The following is an 18881-nucleotide window of genomic DNA, read 5'->3' as shown; positions in this document are numbered from 1 at the left end:
ACTTGTCATAGAACTGCCGTGATCGTGCAGAGAGCAATTGAGGAAGCAGGAATTCCTACTATTTTAATCGCAGCATTACCACCAGTGGTACGCCAAAATGGCTCGCCAAGAGCAGTGGCGCCACTTGTTCCAATGGGAGCAAATGCTGGTGAACCAAACAATATTGATATGCAGACTCATATCTTAAAAGATACTTTAACAGAATTAATTGCAATTGAAACACCAGGGAAAATTGTACCATTACCTTATGAATACATTGCACATATTTAATAATGCAATAAACTATGGGGAATTTTTCCCCATGGTTTATACGCTGTTTAGGTGAAAAAAATGAAAAAAAGTGAATTGGAAATTCGTACATTCCCTATAGATACAATAACAATAGCTGAACTGCCAATACTAACGTCAGGATGCCTAACCATTACACAAGCGCCACCTGCTGAGGTTGACTGGTTGGAAAAATTCACGGTGAAAATTATTTCACCAACCGAGCGTCATCAGCGAATCAATACGATTATGGATGTTTTACCAATTTCAACTAAGTCTTTAGGAGAGCTCGGTTATGGGATTACACATACGCTAACTGGTGTAAAAGTAGTACTTACTGGTGCCATCAAAAATGGTGAACAGCTTCATGAATTTGGTTCATCCGTAGGATTTTTAGATGAACAAATGGTATTTGGAAAAGCAGGGACACCGAATAATGCGGATCAGATTCTTTTGCTAGATATTTTAGTGAAAGAAGGAACAGTCTTTGATCGCAAACTATGTTTAAATGTATTTTCTTATGCGGATCAGTGGTTACAACCAATCCGAGAACAATTGAAAAAGCTTGAAATGAAACAAGCAAAAGAACGGCATTTTTTTAAAGCGAGCGATGCAAGTGGAAAACCAAAAGTTGTTTTGGTAAAGCAAGTTGCTGGGCAAGGCGCGATGTATGATAATCTGCTTTTTCCGAAAGAACCAGGTGGTTTTGCAAACGGAGTGTCTATTATTGATATTGGTAATATGCCGATTTTACTTACCCCCAATGAATATCGTGATGGAGCTATTCGAGCGATGGTTTAAGTGAAAATATGAACAAGTGAAGGTGATGATATGGGAATAGGACCATCTACAAAAGAAACAACGTTACACCACTTCCAAGATCCTATTGTTGCTGTATTAGGTGAAGATACTGATATTGATTTTCAAGGCATCTTAGTAGTTGGAACACCGCAAGATAATTATCTGAAATATTTGGTTGGTAAAAGAACAGCGGTTTGGTTACAACGCATGCAAACCGATGGTGTCATATTGTCAACGGATGGGTGGGGTAATTCGGATATTGATTTTGCCAATACGCTAGCCCAAATTGTTCAAAATGATATTTCAATCGTTGGTTTAAAGTTTATTGGTACACAAGCAGGTTTTGTTGTTGAAAACGAATATACAAAGATGGTTTTAGATATAAATAAATCGGAATCAGGGATAGAAACGCAAGTAGTTGGCGAAAATGCAGTTGATAAAATGGACGCAAAGAAGGCACTAGCTTTTATTAAACTAAAAATGCGCCAAAGTAAAAGTTGAAGGAGAGTGTAATAGAATGAAAGCAGCAAAAATGTTTTCGGCAATTGATACGCATACAGCAGGAGAAGCAGCACGTCTTATCACAGGGGGAATTCCCAAAATCCCTGGAAAAACAATGGCTGAAAAAAAACAATATTTAATGGAGCATAAGGATACATTACGGCAAACTTTAATGTTTGAGCCACGTGGACATAATGATATGTTTGGCGCGTTTATTTTGGAACCGACGACTGCAGAAGCGGACTTAGGTATTATTTTTATGGACACTGGTGGTTATCTTAATATGTGTGGGCACAATACGATTGCAGCAGTAACTGCAGCTGTAGAAACAGGGATGGTTGAAGTTAACGAGTCGGATCGGAAAGTATTTGTCACATTAGATACACCTGCAGGGTTAGTTCGAGCAACTGCATACTTAGATGAGCCGTTTCATGTTAAAGAAGTTTCTTTTGAGAATGTAGAGTCATTTCTTTATAAGCGTGATCAAGAAGTGGATGTTCCTGGTCTTGGAACAATAAAAGTGGATATTTCTTTTGGAGGTAGCTTTTTTGCAATCTTGCCTTCTAGTGTAGTTGGTTTAAAAGTAGAACCTAGTAATGTTGCGGAATTTGCTGCGTTTGGTGTTGAGATTCGCCAAGCAATTAATGAACAAATTACCATTCAACATCCTACGCTAACACATATTCAAACGGTTGATTTAGTTGAATTTTATGATGCGCCGACTAATCCTATGGCAACCTATAAAAATGTTGTTGTCTTTGGCAATGGACAGATTGATCGTTCTCCGTGTGGGACTGGAACAAGTGCTAAAATCGCAACGTTATTTGCTAAAAATGAATTGAAAGTAGACGAACCATTTGTTTATGAGAGTATTTTGGGGACCCTATTTATAGGACGTGTCAAAAGCGAAAGCAGAGTAGCAGATATTCCAGCAGTTATCCCTGAAATTACAGGGTCAGCTTATATTACTGGATTTAATAGCTTTCTGGTTGATGATAAAGACCCACTTAAGAACGGCTTTGTGCTGAAATAGAAAGGAAGTATATAAATGGCGACAATATTATTAGTAGTTTTAGGGGCTCTTACAATCTATTTTTTAAGTTACTTTATTAAAGATATCTATCGAAATAGGAATAATTTGGGCAAAGGAAATTATGTTGTTTCAATGGTTATCGGTTTTATTACGGACTTTTTGGATACCTTAGGGATCGGTTGCTTTGCACCGACCACATTAGCGTTTAAGCTTACCAAATATTTGAAATCGGATGCACTTTTACCAGGAACATTGAACATCGCGCATTCGATTCCCGTAATATTAGAAGCATTTATTTTCATTCGCGTCGTAGAAGTTTCGCCAGTTACATTAATATCACTAGTAATTGCAGCGATTATCGGATCTTTTGTAGGCTCTAGAACTGTAGTGAAATTGCCAGAGAAAAAAGTTCAAATGATAATGGGAATTGCTCTGATTATAACGGCAGTTCTCATGATATTGAAGCAGCAAGGCTTACTTGATGCTCTAGGTAAAGACAATACTGCATTAGGCTTGACTGGTATTCGCTTAGTAATAGGTATTGTTGGGAATTTTATTTTCGGAGCTTTAATGTCAGCGGGTGTGGGACTTTATGCACCTTGTATGGCGATGGTAGCATTGTTAGGATTAAATCCTCTTGTTGCTTTTCCAATCATGATGGCATCTTGCGCAGGATTGATGCCGGTTGCTGGTGTAGAATATATCAAGGTGGGTGAATATTCAAGGAAAGCTGCTATCGGAATTACTCTTGGAGGTGTTGTAGGTGTTGTAATCGCAGCAACGCTTGTCAAAAGTATGAATCTAGAGATATTAATGTGGGTTATTGTAGTGGTAATTATTTACACAGGTATTTCCATGTTGATTCAATCATTAAAAGGTAAGAAAGAAGTAATGGAGGTTTAAATCCAAGGTTTTCCTTGGATTTAAACAGGCGGTTTTGACTCTAGCCTAAGGAGCGGAAGTATAAATGATAGATAAGCGTAAAGCAGTAGCGTCAAAAGAAGAATTAATTATCTGCGGTGGATGTAATGCGAAAATTGGGCCAGGACATTTAGATGAGATTTTGCAGGGTATACCTAAGACAGAAAGTGATTCTTTGCTTGTCGGTTTTGATACAGCTGATGATGCAGCAGTGATTAAACTTTCTGAAGAGCAGGCGCTTATTCAGACGCTAGATTTCTTTCCTACGATGGTAAGTGATCCCTATTTATTTGGTAAAATTGCAGCTGCAAATGCACTAAGTGATGTATATGCAATGGGAGGTAAAGTATTATCAGCAATGAATATTGTTTGTTTTCCAGAAGACAAAAACTTAGCAATTTTGAAAGAAATCATCCGTGGTGGAGCTGAAAAAGTAAAAGAAGCAGGCGGCATTTTAGTGGGTGGACATTCTATCCATGATGCTTCGGTTAAATATGGTCTTTCAGTTACCGGTACAATTCATCCTAACAAGTTGCTAAGAAATAACAACTGCCAGTTAGGCGATCATTTGGTATTAACAAAACCCTTAGGTGTTGGGATTATTACAACTGCATATAGTGTAGGAGAGATGGATCAAAAATCATTTGATGAGGCAATAGGTTATATGCAAACTCTTAATAAAGATGCCAGCGAAATTATAGGTGATTTTCAGGCATCAAGTTGTACAGATATAACAGGTTTTGGCTTGCTTGGACATTTACACGAATTGCTGCATGGCACTTTTTCAGCGTGTTTGTTTAGTAGTGAAATTCCGATTTTAGCAGCTGCGAAACAAGCTGCTAATGAGTTTCTGTTGACTGCTGGTGGACAACGAAATCGTAATTATCTGGAATCTTTTGTTCACTTTGAGCAGAATGATTTCGGTTTAGAAGAAATACTTTTTGATCCCCAGACTTCAGGCGGCTTGTTAGTCAGTATTCCTGAAGCGGAAGCAGAACAATTGGTTGCCGCACTTCAGGAAGCGGAGATACCTGCAGTTGATTTTGGTAAAGTAATAACGAAAGATAGTTGGGAAATCCGTGTGAAATGAGGAGGGATTGCTGTGAGAATTGATGCACGAATGCTGGCCTGTCCACTTCCAGTAATTAAAACAAAACAAGCACTACAAACGCATACGACGGTAACAACGATTGTAGATAATAAAATTGCTGTTCAAAATTTACAAAAAATGGCAGCGAAGTTAAATCTTCATTGTGAACTAGTAGAAGAAGTTGATTCAACTTATTTAGTGACTATTCGACAATTTGATTTAGAAATAGCTACTAGTGAAGTAGAAAAAGTAGATTTAAAGCAACCGACTATAAGTAGTTATAGCATTGTGATTGATACAGATACTATGGGGCAAGGAGATAAGCGGCTAGGGCAAACATTGTTAAAAGGTTTTGTTTATGCTTTAACAGAACAGAGTGAACTGCCAGAACATGTTATTTTTTATAATGCTGGAGCCCATTTTGTGACAGCTGATTCGGTGTTATTAACGGATTTAAAAGCATTAAAAACAGCGGGAGTATTGATTTATGTGTGCGGTGCGTGTGTTGATTTCTATGGTTTGCAAGATAAAATAGCAGTCGGAGAAATAACGAATATGTATCACATTGTTGAGTTACTTCGCTTAAGTGCAAAAGTCATTAAACCTTAAAAATAGGAGCGATAGCAATGAAACAATTTTACTTATTTGTTTTTACTTCTACGCGTGCTGCTATGGAAAGCGAGCGTTTAGTACAAGTTGCGCAGATTCAAGCAAGATTAATTCCAACACCAGAAAAAATAATAGCGGATTGCGGTCTGTCATTGCAGTTCCATATTGAAGCTCTTGAGACAGTAACACAGTTGCTGAATCAACAACAAATAACGACACAAGGTCTGTACCAAGGAAAACAAACAGGTTTGCATACAACCTTTAAAAAAGTACTAGTAGATTGAGGTGGAGCAAATGTCAACAATTGTAGTAGGGACAGCAGGTCATATTGATCATGGTAAAACAACGTTGATAAAGGCGCTGACCGGGATTGAAACAGATACTACTAAAGAAGAAAAAGATCGCGGCATGTCGATCAACTTAGGATTTGCTTACTTAGATTTACCGAATGGTGAACGAGTGGGGATTGTAGATGTTCCGGGACATGAGAAATTTATTAAAAATATGGTCGCAGGTCTTCCGGGAATTGATATAGCATTGCTGATTATTGATGCAGGTGAAGGTATTATGCCGCAAACAAAAGAACATATTGACATCTTAACATTGCTTGGAATTCAGCATTTCATTATTGTTTTGACAAAAGTTGGAACACTTGACGAGGAGTTACGAGAACTTGTCATGGAAGATATACATTCTTATATCCAAGGGACGATTTTGGAACATGTAACTATAATTGAAACCGACGCAGTAGAGCAAATTGGTTTAGAAGTGTTGAAAGAAACGATTACAAAAATGAGTAGTGAAATTGAAAATAAACGCAATGTTAATGCAAGTCCGCGTTTGAATATTGATCGTGTATTTTCAGTAAAAGGCTTTGGAACAGTTGTAACAGGAACATTGATAGAAGGTGTCTGTTGTGTAGGTGATGAATTAATAATCTATCCTTCTGAGCGAAGAGCGAGGATTCGGGGTATTCAAATACATGAAAAGGCAGTGAAACAAGCGATTGCTGGTCAGCGAACAGCTTTGAATATTGCCAATTTGTCTACTCATGAAGTAGCTAGAGGGGAAGTTATAGCAGAAGTGAAACAACTTGCTGCTACATGGATGTTAGATGTGAAGCTGATGTGTTTACCAAGTTCTCCTAAAGGTTTGCAATTGTGGGAACGAGTTCGTGTTTTGATTGGAACAAAAGAAGTGATGGCACGCGTTGTACCGATTGGAATAGAACAACTTGAAGCGGGAGATGCTGGTTTTTTGCAATTACGATTAGAAGAACAAGTTGCGGTCAAAGCAGGTGATAACTTTATTTTACGTTCTTATTCTCCAATGAGAACGATTGGTGGCGGTGTTGTTTTAGATGCTAATCCAAGCAAACATCGACGCTTTCGTGCAGAAATTTTAGAGAGATTACAAGTGAAAGAAAAAGGGAGTTTAGAAGATGTATTAGCAGACTTTCTGAAAAATAAAAATGAAATTTTCACCCCTGTTTCACAAATGCTTACCTATACGAGTGAGTCACAAGCGAATATTGAAAAAATTTTAGCGGAGTGGGAAAATTCTAAACGCGTGTTTCATTACCAAAAAGGATGGATTCATCACGAAAAATATCAAATAGTGAGAGACAAGATTTTAGACCAACTTAATGCTTATCATAAGAAATATCGTTTGCGAATGGGAATGCCTAAAGAAGAAATATATACACTTTGGCAACAAGAGATGAGTTTAAAAGAATTACAATTTTTATTAACACAATTTGTAAAAGAAAAAAAACTTAAAGAATGCAATCAACTTTATGCAAATATGACGTTTAACGTAAATTTAAATAGTTATCAAGAAAAAGAAAAAGCGCGCATCTTAATGAGTCTTGAAAAAAGTCGCTTTACACCGCTCAAAGTAGAAGACTTACTCGCAAATAATCCAACTGCAGCAGAGGTCTTGGAGAGCATGGCAGATAAAGAAGTGGTTTATCTGACGCATGAATATGTTCTTTTGCAAAGCATGTACCAGCAAGCAATCAAGCAGGTACAAGTATATATTCATAAAAACGGGGAGATGACACTAGCTGATTTTAGAGATTTAACAAGTTCATCACGTAAATCGTCGATGCTGATTTTAGAAGCATTAGATAAAGCAAATATCACAAAACGTGTTGAAAATAAACGCAAACTGGTTTAAGAAAAGAGGTTTTGGATGTATTATTTTGATCATGCTGCTACAACCAATAAGAAACCAGATAGTGTTGCCCAAGCAGTTTATGCAATGCTTGCTTCAGCTGAATATGGGAATCCTAACCGTGGAGCAAATCGCTATTCTTTAAATAGTTATAAAAAAATTGAAGAAACTCGAAAAAAATTAAAAAGATTATTTGTAGCTGATGATGATTACGAAGTGATTTTTCAACAAAATGCCACAATGGCACTTAATACGATTATCAAGGGATTACTAACAGAAAAAGATCACGTCATCACGACTGTTACAGAACATAATTCCGTTTTACGACCACTCTATCAATTAGGATTAGCGATTTCATTTTTACCGCTTACTACAAACTATGAAGTAGATCTAACCATGCTAGAAAAGTTAAAACAAATAAATACAAAAGCAGTGATTGTTTCACATGTGTCTAATGTGACGGGATCGGCACTCAATTTAGAAAAAATCAGCCGTTTTTGTCGAATAAATAAGTTATTGTTACTCGTTGATGTTGCACAATCAGCAGGTGTCTTACCAATTAATTGTACCAAATATGCATTAGATGCAGTTTGTTTTACTGGACACAAGTCTCTGTTTGGTCCTCAAGGAATTGGCGGGATTTGCTTAAAAAAAACATTAGTTGTGGAGCCATTACTTTCAGGTGGAAGCGGAATACTATCAATGGCTAAATGTATGCCAATCGATTATCCAGAACATTTAGAAGCAGGCACATTGAATACTCCAGGAATCATGGGACTATCAGCGGGAATTGATTATTTATGCCAACAAGGTGAAGCGGTACTTGAAAAGAAACAACGAACGTGGGCTAATCTTTTTTATAATGGGATTAAAGATTTGGCTCAATTAACTTGTTACGCAAATCCAGTACTAGCAAAGCAAAATAATATCATATCATTCACATTAAAAGGAATAGACTCCGCAACGATTGCAACGTATTTAGAAGAACAGGAAAATATTATTGTTCGTTCAGGAATGCACTGTGCGCCGCTTATTCACCAGGAGCTTGGCACAAAAGCAACAGGAGTTGTGCGTTTTTCATTTTCAAGTATGAACACTGAATTAGAAGTAAGGCATGCTATTGAGGCTGTAAAAAAATTAGTGAAAATTATGTAAATGGAGGTAAATTCGGTGCAATCATTATTAGCTAATATCCCTGCGGTAGATCAGATTTTAAAGACAAAACCGATTAATAAATTACTAGCTACTCATTCTTCTGCATTAGTAAAAAAAATTGTTCAGACAGAAACTAGCGTATTACGGCAAGCCATTCTTGCTGGGACTTGTCAATCCATTTCGCAGGAAGCGCTAATTACCACAATTTGCGAAAAAATCCAGAAGCAGAGTGCCTGCTCGCTTAAAACTGTTATTAACGCAACAGGAACTGTTTTACATACCAATCTGGGCCGTGCTAATCTAAGCCAGCACATTGCTAATGAAGTTTTTGAAATTGCTCAACATGCCTCAACACTAGAATACAATTTTGAAACAGGTCAACGAGGCTCACGCTATGAACATGTTGAAGAGTTATTATGTCAACTTACTAACGCAGAAGCAGCGTTAGTTGTTAATAATAATGCTGCAGCCGTGCTTTTAGCGCTTTCGACAATCGGACAAGGCAAAGAGTTTGTGATCTCGCGAGGAGAGTTAGTGGAAATTGGAGGGTCATTTCGAATTCCAGATATTATTGAACTTAGTGGTGGTACACTTAAAGAAGTAGGAACGACCAATAAGACCCGTGCTGCTGATTATGAAAAAGGAATCAGTGAACAGACCGGAGCAATTTTAAAGGTACATACAAGTAATTATAAAGTGGTTGGCTTTACCGAAACGGTGGATTATAAAACAGTAGCAAAGATTGCTCGAAAATATGATTTACCACTTGTAAATGATTTAGGTAGTGGTTTGCTACTTAACATGGAAAAATATGGATTTCCATTTGAACCAACTGTCCAAGAAGTAGTACAATATTGTGATGTTGTAACGTTTAGTGGCGATAAATTGTTAGGTGGTCCACAAGCGGGGATTATTGTAGGTAAAAAAGAAGCAATTCAAGCAATGAAAAAACATCCGTTAACTAGGGCGCTACGAGTCGATAAAATGACAATAATGGCATTAGCAGCCACTTTAAAGTGTTATTTAGACGAAGCTACTGTTTTAGAAAAAATTCCAACCTTACAAAAACTTACTTGCTCAAAAGCAACTCTTCACCAAAAAGCAGAATATTTATTGCAAGAGCTAGCCACGTTATCCTTACCAATGGAATTTACAAAAACAGAAGAACCAGCAAAAGTAGGTGGTGGGGCATATCCAGAAGTTGCACTTCCGAGTGTTCAAGTTTGTATGAAAAGTAAAGTATTATCAGCAAGTGAACTTGAGAAACGATTAAGAAAAGCGACAATTCCAATCATTGTAAGAATTAAGAAAGATGCAATTTATTTAGATTTGCGTACAATTGAAGATGAGGAATTAGCTCTGATTACAGAACAATTTAGAGAATTATACAAAGTCTAAAACTCAGTTATTATTTATAATTTACAAAAGCTTGTGTAGGTTATAAATAGATTGGATTGTTAAATTTGGATAGCTTGAACCCCTCCCTGTAGATATTGACCTATTAAATGGGTGACACAAGATAAGGGGCATTGGGACATTCGTACAAAAATTAGCGGTAGGAGATTGAGTGAATAACGGACAATCAGGATTTTTTACCTAAGAATCTTCGTTGTATGATTAAATAGTCTTAAATAACTAAAAAGGTTAGGAAAGTAGTCACTATTTCTTAGCCGTATAGCAACTAAAAAAAGGGAGTGTCAATCAATGACTACAATTGCATTTAGAGTATCTGACAAAGAAAAAACATTTATTCGAGAAATGGCTAAGTTTAATAACATTTCTATTTCTGAACCTAGTTGCAAACAAATCATCGAAGGGTTAGAAAATCAAATTGATTTACAATTCTTACAAAGGAACCATTGGACAAGTTGCAAAAAACATATTCACCGGCGTTTTTATACAGTTTTTCCTCATCAAAAAGTAATCACGGATACAGCGGAATTCAAATATTACCATCGAATTAAAATGAAACTTGGTTGTAGTCCTATTCAGTACCGTGGTGAATGGATGAACGCATAAAAATACCAACCAGATTTCTCTGGTCGGCATTTGGTCTAACTTTTGTGTCTTACTACAAAATATCTTCTCTTTTTTATTGATGAGAGTGATTTTGTAAGATTGAAAGAGTGTAAAAAAGACACCAAGCTTTTGCTTGGCGCAGTTTATTTTATAGTTTCTCATCTAGAGAGATAGCTAGACATTCACGCAGTTTATGGCAATTTAAAATGGGATTAGTTAACTTTAGTGATTCCAATTGAAAAATAATCCACTATTAGATACAAGCATAAAGAAATTCCGTCCTATATGCAAATCAAAAAGTACTTTAATTGATTAAAATTTCTACGTTACACTCTTCACGCATAATGATACCTGCATGAAATAACTTCTATTTGCTCATTTTCTACTCTGTAGACTAACCGATGCTCTCGATCAATTCTTCTACTAGAAAATCCACTTAAATTTCCCTTCAACTTTTCTGGTTTGCCTATTCCATCTAACTGTCCATCTCTTTGAATGCTTTTAATTAATTCGTTAATCCGTTTTATTTGTTTTTTATCCGTAGATTGCCAAAACATATAGTCTTCAAAAGCATGGCTAGTAAATAAAACGTTTAACTTACTCATCTAGTGTTATCACTTTTAGCTTACCTGTTTCTAATTGCTCCATAGATTCATTAAGGCGCTTTGCGTTGGCAGGATTTTGTAATAAATAAATGGTTTCCATATATTTGTTATATTCGCTTTCTGAGATCAAAACGGCATTTTTATTTTCTTTTGTTGTAATAGTAACCGCATCATTATCTTCATTTACTTGTTTAATTAAGGATTTGAAATTTTTTCTGGCATTACTATAAGTGGTCACAGACATCTGCATTTCCTCCTTTTATTTTATTGTACAGTATTTAGTACAAACAATCAACTCTCTCTTATTATTGATTTACGTAAAAAATATAAAGAATGCGTCCTGAGACATCCATACAGAAAATAGCGGTAGTAGCATAACAAAAAATAATAGTCTACACCCTTGAAAAGAGAGATAGAGACTATTATTTTACGGGGTGCTTTTTGCGTTGTTTTTGATAACTATACAATTTATTTGTAAATGATGAAGTTTTTATGTAATAACTAGTATCTTATCAAATGATCCAAGAACTTTTAGTAATGTATTTAGTATAGGATTACTATCAAGATTTTTATCCTAGCTATTCGAGTTTGTGCCAGTCCGCAGTTTTCCGCTAATTCAGCTTGACTTCAATTATGTTGTTTTCTTAACTTAAGAATCTGAATAATCACTTCAATTTTCTTTTTTGTTCGTTAGGAACAGAAAATATGTTATTAAAGCTTCTTTCGTCATTTTTTGCAAGTTCAAAGGAATTTCTAGATAGCTAAGGTTCTCTTTTTTATGTATAAAACAAGTAAATATGCCGTATTATCATGAAAACAATAGAGTATACGAATATTTAATGGTTCCTAATTCAAAAAATATCTTCTACTTGCTTATAGGTAAGTAGAATGGGGTTTTATGTCTTTATGAATATTTATTACCTTTTCAAAAAAAGAAAGAATTTGCAAAGATGATACAGTGGTCCTGATTTCATTTATACTTTGTTTTTATGGTAATATTAAGAAAACAGATTTTAAAGGAGATTTGCATGGGAGAAATTCAGAAATCGATAAATATATTGTTTATAACATGTACTTTGATGCTGATAATGCTATTGATTTTACCTCCGGAAGTAGCAATAGCCGATGGTTCAAAAGGCGCCAGCTATTTATATGAATTTGGCGGTCCGGTGCGCTGGTTAACAGTGAGTAACAACATTGATAATAAAAGTAATTTTATTGATGCTGCTTTTAAAGGGAACACAGGTATTACAGTCCATTTGCTAGCTATGTTATACAGCTTTTTTATGTTATTTATAGGGATATATTTGGTTAGCTTTGTAATAAAAAACTTAGAGTGTTTTAGCAAAAAAAGCTCGAGCGGAAATAAGATGTTCTAATATTTGCATGCGTTTTATATGGATAATATAGGGAATGAAAGTTAGTGGAAGCGAGGCTTGAAACGATTCGATGCAGGCATTATCAGAAGGTATCCCTCTATGAGATATACTCATGGTAATACTTTTTAATTGAACTTGCTTGCTTTTGATATGAAGTATGAACGAAGTCTTAATCACTTACAATAAGCCATCGCACTCCTTAGGAAGCTGGTGTAATGTGTCTAAAACCAAGAAAACATCTTGCTTATCTTTAATGGTATAGGCAATAATCTTCCCGTTATACAAATCCATAATGGAAGATAAAAACAAGTTGTTTTTTCCAAAAAGGTAAGTAGGTAATGTTTGTTAAGAGGTTCATTAAATATTAAACTTTTCTGGAGTATATTATCGTATAAGTGATGATATTGCCCCGTTCTTTTCTTCTTTATCTTCGCTCGACATTGCTAATTATTTTTTGCATAATATGCTGTATGGTATTTTTACTTACTCGTCGTTCTCGGTTAATAAGCGTAGTAATTTTCTTATACCATATCTAAAGTGATTAGCGATACAGATTCGTTGAACGACTGCCTCTAATTCAGTAAGTTCTCCTACATTTAGGGGGGCCTCTCCATCGAAAATAAGTGGAGCGAGGAATATCAAAGAGTCAACAAATTTGAACGATGCTCATTTCTCCATGCCTATACCATCCCTACCAAGTTTCTATCTGCGTCTTATTTTTACTACCTAGTTCATCCATAATGAGACGGACTGCTATATTTTCTTTTTTCATCTTGAATTGCCATTTTTTTCACTTCTATTGGGTACATGACTCTTGTTACCATTCAAAAAGCATCTCCTGTTAAATTCATTTTACTCGAATTCAACAAGAGGTGCTTTTTTATTTTGTCCCACATTCGCGAGTCAGTTTCCAAATGCGAGGGCTTTTTTTGTTTAATAAATTAGGATACTTTTAAAGTTACAAAATAAGTTACTATAAAAGTATCCATTATTGTATCTGAAATATCATCCGAAAAACCCAATAAAAGTAGGTCTTATTAACTAAAAATGTTCGCTATAGGGGAACGAAATATGAATTTATGAGTATAAATCTTTCTTTTCTTTCTTGTTTAGGTTATTGTGTTATTAAGAGATAACGTTTTTTGATTGTGCAAAGTATCACATTTAAGCTATAATTATATATTATAGCTAGATGAAAGGGATACAGATATGACCTCAAGACGAGATGTGGATATTGTTATTGAGCAAGTTAAAAAGTCGTTTGAAAACAATGAATTCCAAATGTGGCAGACTAGAAAAAACGGGGATTTCATGAGAAAGCTAGGATGGACTTATACCCAGATACAAAGTTATATTTGCAAGAATCTTTGTTGCGATAATTATTATAAAGGACCTAGTGCAAATTTTAGTTCTACAGGTGGTAAAGGAGCTATTATTTGGGAATTTGGGATGGAAGTAGAAATTTATGAAGTGTACGTTAAGGTAAGTATATTGGAAGAAGATGGTGAATATAGGGCAGCTTGTTTGTCTTTTCATGAATGCGAATATCCAATTATATACCCGTTTAGGAAAGGAAGTGGTATAAATGGTTAGACATTTTTGCTTTGAATGTGTAAATGAGACCGAATTTAAAGAAGTAAAAGTTAAAGAAGATATTGAAATAAAAGGTGAAATATTTTCAAATACTCATCATTATTTAGAGTGCGAAAATTGTGGTGTTCAAATTGAAAATCCTACGAATATGGATAGAAATTTAGAATCTGATTATAATTTATATCGAAAAGCAAAGAATTGGCTTACTCCTGCTGAAATTAAATCTGTCAGAGAGCAATACGACCTAAGTCAAAGGAGTTTTGCAACGTTATTAGGGATGTCACATGCTACTTTGAGCCGATATGAAGGAGGAGCTTTACAAACTGATTTGCATAATACCTTGTTTATAATGGCAAATGACCCAAATGCATTCTATATGGCAATGCTTACTAATAAAATTAAAATAAGTGAGGATATTTACGAAAAAACTAAAAATAAAATTATCAACTTGATGAATGAAAGAGACGGCTTTGTTTACAAGCATGTTGAAGAAAATATTAAAAAAATGAATAACAAGGTTGCTATGATGGCGAATCAGTCAGAAATAGTTTTTGACTATGTAAATACTTTAAAAGTTGCAAACAATAGAAATGAAGCCATTGTACTTGAAAACAAAGCAAATGCTAAATTAAAAAGTAATGATAAAAACAGTTTGGCTTCTACTTTCGCAAGTCTATTAAAAGGTGGTAAAATACATGGAAATAACATATAAAGATACACAATTAAAATCTATAAATACTTCTATTGAAGGAATAAGTGGAGGAGAATTAGAACGTAAAAATAGTTTGATGTTTGATGCCATATACGAGGATGAAATACAAAATATTATAGTAAGAAATGAGGAGAGAATAGTTTTAGATGGAAATCAAGTGTTATTTCAAATAACTTTAGAATCCCATTTTACTTGTGATGAAAAAATCGAAGATATTCGAACTATTATAGATGTTTCGGAAGAAAGAGAACGGTTAACTATACCTGTTCTAAGCGAATCCTCTTTAATTATCGGTTTTATTACTGGAAAACTATTCGGTGTACCTATGGTTGTGGCACCAATGGAAACTGAAAATGATGAATAGTATCTTGCATTTATAGCCCAAACCTCATCAGTTAGGGCTTTTTTATGTAAAAATACCCCGAATAATATCGAGGTTGCTGTTATATTCATTATATGAGCGATGTCAAACAGCTAATAGTTGAATGAAATAATTGAACGATAAAATAGTTCATGTGAATATTATTGCATAATTTTTATGATGTTTCAATATATCGTGGTAAAACTTTTCTAAAACAATCTGAACTAAAAAATAAAAAATGTTACCTAATACCAAAATGGCTATTTTATACCAGTTTGCAATAGATAACATTTTCTAAACAAATGCAAAAAACGGAGAAATGGGGATTCGAACCCCGGTGCGACATACACCGCCTAACAGATTTCGAGACTGTCCCCTTCAGCCGGACTTGGGTATTTCTCCACTGTGTTATAGAATGCAAATAAAAAATATTATATAATACAATTAATAAAAATGCTAATTTTTTAATAAAAGGGATGGATTAATAATAAACACAACTAGTTAGAGAGTCTTTTTACAGGGAGCGAAAGTATAAATAAGTATTCAATGGATTCAAAGTTTTAATTTAATAGAAAGCTTTTTGTTAATATTTATAGGCGGCTAGACATAGGTTAAATGAAGCGGTAGCATAGAGGTGGCAAATCAAAATCAGTGGAATATTTAGCTGGTGGTAGGGTGAAAAGGCTAGATTCAAGGAGATAATATAGAAGTTTAAAACATGAGAAGGATTAGAACTAAAAAGCATTAGTAGCTATAAATATAAAAGTTATCAGCAGATATTGATAAAGGCTAAGGAGATAGATATTGTAAATGCGCCATTACTTAGTACATGGTGTGTTTTTATATGTATGTTTTTATATTGTGTCGAGGCGTTTGATTTTGAACAACAACTCCAAATGTGCAGAAGGGGATGAGAAATGTATTTTTATAAAAACGGAACAGTTAATAATTTTTTATAGCTTAATTTGAGCTTTTCGCAAGAAATAAGGGGGTGGAAAAATAATAGATGTGGATAACCGCTAAAAGCTCGGGCGTATAGAATATAGTCATTGTTTTTTAGATTAAATTTTTTATCTTGAATAGAATATTTCTTTTTTGAGTTGTTGGATTTGATGAGTTGCAAGGATCATTTTAGACTCAATCAGGACTTCAGAATATTACTTACCTAGAAAATGACAATAGGAATAGCAATACGGTATTCATTAGAGAGCATTTTAAAGCTTATTCTTTGATAGAAAATGCATACTTAAATTGGGTACACAATTCCAGCTTCAATTGTCTTCTTGATAGCCTAACTCGTTCAGCTGAAAAATCGAAGTTGATAGAATTTGGATAACAAAAACATGGGAAAAGTGACAAAACAGTGAATTTTCCAATAATAATTCCGCTCTATTATCAGATGATGTATACTAATAATAGACAGGGAAAAACGGAAGAAAGCTACGTTTGGACAGAGGTAGAGCGGAAACTCTATTTCTGGATTAACAAAAAATACCTTAGTTAGTACGGCAGAGGATGGTTCCACCCCTCTGTCCAAGCGCAGCTAAAACAAGGAAACATATTAGTATGCTTATAATTGCTGTATTTACATAGTGAGATAGTAATTGAGGAGGTGCTTCTTATGCTGGAAACAACATTAAGAAAACAAGAAAAAGCACTTACGATTACTATCTCTGCGAGTTTGAGGTAAAAGAGTGGCTAATACATTGCGTGGTGCAAGAAGTAGATGGATTGCTTTATTTTAGTATTAAAAAGGTAGAAGTTGATGCTTATGAATCAACAGTATCGGTCATCTCATGGAGGAGTGTATGAGGAGATTTTACCCATCTAATGGGAATGAAGTCGAAAAAGAACATCAGGCTTGGTAGTTAATAAAAACAATTTTAATCGCGGGATGCAATTTTGTGTTATTTATCCGATTACGATTCTAATATCCAAATACTAAACATATTTGCTTATTTTATTATCCTGAAAAGCTCTTTATTTATATTATCGCTGTTATTTATAGTTTTCGAATTAATAGTATTAATAACACACAAAACTCTATGTCATTTTCTCCTCTATAAAAAACCTCCACTCTCTTCAATAATTTATTCAATTAATTTGCTAATCCGTTCACTTACCTGAATGTTTTTTAATTTGTTTTGTAGAAAATGCACTCCTTCTTTAAATGCCTCTCTATAAAGATAAAGAAAAGCTTCAACTTGATATTTTTCCAAAGAATCAAGATATTTGCTTATTTCTGGTTTTCATAATTCTTCTAATTGATCACGTAATTTATAATAGCTTCTCCTTTTTTCTTGAAACTCTTCGTGATTACTCTCTATTCGAGCAAGACAGAACTGGCCAAAATCTTGTTCTATTGTATAACGTTCCATCATAAACTCACCTCTTTAGTAGTCAAATCAAAATAGCAGATACTATCCTGTATATTAAAACTATTAGTTATTAATTGTAGCTGATATGTTGCCAAAATAGTTTGTACTTCTAATTCCACCCTATCACTAACTTCACTTGTTTTTTGAAGATGTACAGATAAATCGGGTTTTACTAACGATGAAGAAACGAGTGTAAAACTTTTTGATGTAGAAAATAACAGTGATTCATCCAATTCCGATACTAATATTGTTGTTGTTATTAATTATCGTATACTTCACAATTTTCCGAAAGAATGGAAGCTAAGAAAACAAGAACTAAGCTAAGCGATGGAATAATTACAAAAAGCGAGTACACAGAATGGAAAATTAATTGTCCATACACTGCTGATGATTGTGGGGGAATTGAACCCAGAAAAATAATAAACAGTATCAGAGACTCCTATAAACGCAAAAAAACCCTTAAAATAAGGCCTTTTTTGTTTGCTTGTTTATTCCCACTCAATAATAGTTATGCTTCGTTATTTAAAGAGTTAAAATTAAAAGTTAGTTATTCAAATATGATTTTTGTGTTGCATGGATATCCATAGAGTTCACGTTATCAGCAAGCTGGAAATTAATTTCTTAAAAGGATGACATATGTACTAAAGTACACAAAATAGGCACATTTTATTGAAGAAATTAATGTTATACTGATAATTGAAAAAAGATTTAGTGAAGGAGGTTTTATGTAATGAATCCAAGAAAAACAGAATTTATCTTAACATTAATTGCTGGGATTACTGGTATTATTGCTGGTTTTACAGCCTTTTTAAGCGCTGGTTTTTTAACAGCTATTTCAGATAACTCAGATGCGGAATTAAATGGTTTAGATACAGCGACCTTAGCAGCTACTGGAAGTATGGTTATTGTTCTTGCAGTAATTACGTTAATTATCGCGATTGCATTAATTGTTTTTGCCGTATTTATAAAACGCAATGCAAAACTATTTGGTATTTTAACGCTGGTAGCAGGTGCAGTAGGTTTCTTCTTAGTGGGATTACTTTGGATCGTTCCAGGAGTACTTGCGATTATTGCTGGTATCATGTGTTTAGCGAGAAAAGTAACAGCGTCTTAAGGTGCAGTGTGTTTGTTATCTACAAAGTTTTGTTAGTAAGAAACTAAAGGATTTATGAGTATGATTGAATGGAAGTACTTATTGATTTGTTCCTAAAGATTAATATGCAAAAGAGACTAGAAGAAAAACTTCCTTTTTTCTAGTCTTTTTAAAAAGGTTCTAATTATT

Annotated in this window: 20 protein-coding genes and 1 tRNA gene; 17 read left to right on the top strand and 4 right to left on the bottom strand. The window is 34.4% G+C overall.

What is annotated here, in order from left to right; all coding sequences use genetic code 11:
* Positions 1–24: 24 nt before the first annotated feature.
* The 12 genes from HCB45_RS15560 (at position 25) to relB (ending at position 10571) form a co-directional block, all read left to right on the top strand.
* Positions 25–270: a hypothetical protein gene (locus tag HCB45_RS15560; RefSeq protein ID WP_200830385.1), complete on the top strand. Its 246-nt coding sequence runs from the start codon at positions 25–27 to the stop codon at positions 268–270.
* 60 nt (positions 271–330) lie between these two features.
* Positions 331–1068, top strand: a complete 738-nt coding sequence (prdD, locus tag HCB45_RS13145; protein WP_185620238.1) for a proline reductase cluster protein PrdD — start codon at positions 331–333, stop codon at positions 1066–1068.
* A gap of 30 nt (positions 1069–1098) precedes the next feature.
* Entirely contained in the window at positions 1099–1569 is a 471-nt protein-coding gene (locus HCB45_RS13140; RefSeq protein ID WP_185620237.1) for a glycine/sarcosine/betaine reductase component B subunit, read from the top strand.
* A gap of 16 nt (positions 1570–1585) precedes the next feature.
* The gene (locus HCB45_RS13135; RefSeq protein ID WP_185620236.1) at positions 1586–2602 is read left to right on the top strand and encodes a proline racemase family protein; all 1017 of its coding nucleotides are present in this window, start codon (positions 1586–1588) and stop codon (positions 2600–2602) included.
* 15 nt (positions 2603–2617) lie between these two features.
* Positions 2618–3505: a sulfite exporter TauE/SafE family protein gene (locus HCB45_RS13130; RefSeq protein ID WP_185620235.1), complete on the top strand. Its 888-nt coding sequence runs from the start codon at positions 2618–2620 to the stop codon at positions 3503–3505.
* 64 nt (positions 3506–3569) lie between these two features.
* Positions 3570–4613, top strand: a complete 1044-nt coding sequence (gene selD, locus HCB45_RS13125; RefSeq protein ID WP_185620234.1) for a selenide, water dikinase SelD — start codon at positions 3570–3572, stop codon at positions 4611–4613.
* 12 nt (positions 4614–4625) lie between these two features.
* On the top strand, positions 4626–5222 hold the full coding sequence (yedF, locus tag HCB45_RS13120) for a sulfurtransferase-like selenium metabolism protein YedF (protein ID WP_185620233.1): 597 nt from the start codon (positions 4626–4628) through the stop codon (positions 5220–5222).
* Positions 5223–5239: 17 nt separating this feature from the next.
* Positions 5240–5506, top strand: a complete 267-nt coding sequence (locus HCB45_RS13115; RefSeq protein WP_185620232.1) for a putative Se/S carrier protein — start codon at positions 5240–5242, stop codon at positions 5504–5506.
* A gap of 10 nt (positions 5507–5516) precedes the next feature.
* Positions 5517–7400 (top strand): selenocysteine-specific translation elongation factor, encoded by a 1884-nt coding sequence (gene selB, locus HCB45_RS13110; RefSeq protein WP_185620231.1) that lies wholly within the window; start codon positions 5517–5519, stop codon positions 7398–7400.
* A 15-nt stretch (positions 7401–7415) separates the two neighbouring features.
* Complete coding sequence (locus HCB45_RS13105) at positions 7416–8552, top strand: aminotransferase class V-fold PLP-dependent enzyme (protein WP_185620230.1); 1137 nt, start codon at positions 7416–7418, stop codon at positions 8550–8552.
* A gap of 15 nt (positions 8553–8567) precedes the next feature.
* The gene (gene selA, locus HCB45_RS13100; RefSeq protein WP_312026332.1) at positions 8568–9950 is read left to right on the top strand and encodes an L-seryl-tRNA(Sec) selenium transferase; all 1383 of its coding nucleotides are present in this window, start codon (positions 8568–8570) and stop codon (positions 9948–9950) included.
* Positions 9951–10256: 306 nt separating this feature from the next.
* Positions 10257–10571, top strand: a complete 315-nt coding sequence (relB, locus tag HCB45_RS15490; protein WP_185620261.1) for a type II toxin-antitoxin system RelB family antitoxin — start codon at positions 10257–10259, stop codon at positions 10569–10571.
* A 335-nt stretch (positions 10572–10906) separates the two neighbouring features.
* Here relB and HCB45_RS13090 read toward each other — a convergent pair whose 3' ends face one another.
* Positions 10907–11176 carry a Txe/YoeB family addiction module toxin gene (locus HCB45_RS13090; RefSeq protein WP_185620228.1) on the bottom strand — a complete coding sequence of 90 codons (270 nt, stop codon included), beginning with the start codon at positions 11174–11176 and terminating at the stop codon, positions 10907–10909.
* Positions 11169–11420: a type II toxin-antitoxin system Phd/YefM family antitoxin gene (locus HCB45_RS13085; protein ID WP_185620227.1), complete on the bottom strand. Its 252-nt coding sequence runs from the start codon at positions 11418–11420 to the stop codon at positions 11169–11171. Before HCB45_RS13085 ends, HCB45_RS13090 begins: the two co-directional genes overlap by 8 nt.
* A gap of 784 nt (positions 11421–12204) precedes the next feature.
* Here HCB45_RS13085 and HCB45_RS13080 point away from each other — a divergent pair.
* The 4 genes from HCB45_RS13080 to HCB45_RS13065 all read left to right on the top strand — a co-directional run bounded on the left by HCB45_RS13080 (position 12205) and on the right by HCB45_RS13065 (position 15224).
* A complete protein-coding gene (locus tag HCB45_RS13080; RefSeq protein ID WP_185620226.1) occupies positions 12205–12555 on the top strand; it encodes a hypothetical protein in 351 nt (116 codons plus the stop codon).
* A 1209-nt stretch (positions 12556–13764) separates the two neighbouring features.
* A complete protein-coding gene (locus HCB45_RS13075; protein ID WP_185620225.1) occupies positions 13765–14148 on the top strand; it encodes a hypothetical protein in 384 nt (127 codons plus the stop codon).
* Complete coding sequence (locus tag HCB45_RS13070; RefSeq protein ID WP_185620224.1) at positions 14141–14860, top strand: type II TA system antitoxin MqsA family protein; 720 nt, start codon at positions 14141–14143, stop codon at positions 14858–14860. Before HCB45_RS13075 ends, HCB45_RS13070 begins: the two co-directional genes overlap by 8 nt.
* Positions 14844–15224, top strand: coding sequence for a hypothetical protein (locus tag HCB45_RS13065; RefSeq protein ID WP_185620222.1), 381 nt, complete (start codon positions 14844–14846; stop codon positions 15222–15224). The genes HCB45_RS13070 and HCB45_RS13065 overlap by 17 nt, the downstream gene beginning before the upstream one ends.
* Before the next feature lie 309 nt (positions 15225–15533).
* On the opposite strand, the gene HCB45_RS13060 is transcribed toward HCB45_RS13065, so the two are convergent.
* Both HCB45_RS13060 and HCB45_RS15290 read right to left on the bottom strand, forming a co-directional pair.
* A tRNA-Ser gene (locus HCB45_RS13060) sits at positions 15534–15623 on the bottom strand.
* Positions 15624–17470: 1847 nt separating this feature from the next.
* Positions 17471–17602: a hypothetical protein gene (locus HCB45_RS15290; RefSeq protein ID WP_260508447.1), complete on the bottom strand. Its 132-nt coding sequence runs from the start codon at positions 17600–17602 to the stop codon at positions 17471–17473.
* 727 nt (positions 17603–18329) lie between these two features.
* On the opposite strand from HCB45_RS15290, the gene HCB45_RS13050 reads away from it, so the two are divergent.
* Entirely contained in the window at positions 18330–18713 is a 384-nt protein-coding gene (locus HCB45_RS13050; RefSeq protein ID WP_185620219.1) for a DUF4064 domain-containing protein, read from the top strand.
* Positions 18714–18881 lie beyond the last annotated feature (168 nt).

The sequence above is a fragment of the Listeria farberi genome (assembly GCF_014229245.1).
GTDB classification, from domain to species: Bacteria; Bacillota; Bacilli; order Lactobacillales; family Listeriaceae; genus Listeria; species Listeria farberi.
This window is presented reverse-complemented; position numbering and strand designations above follow the sequence as displayed.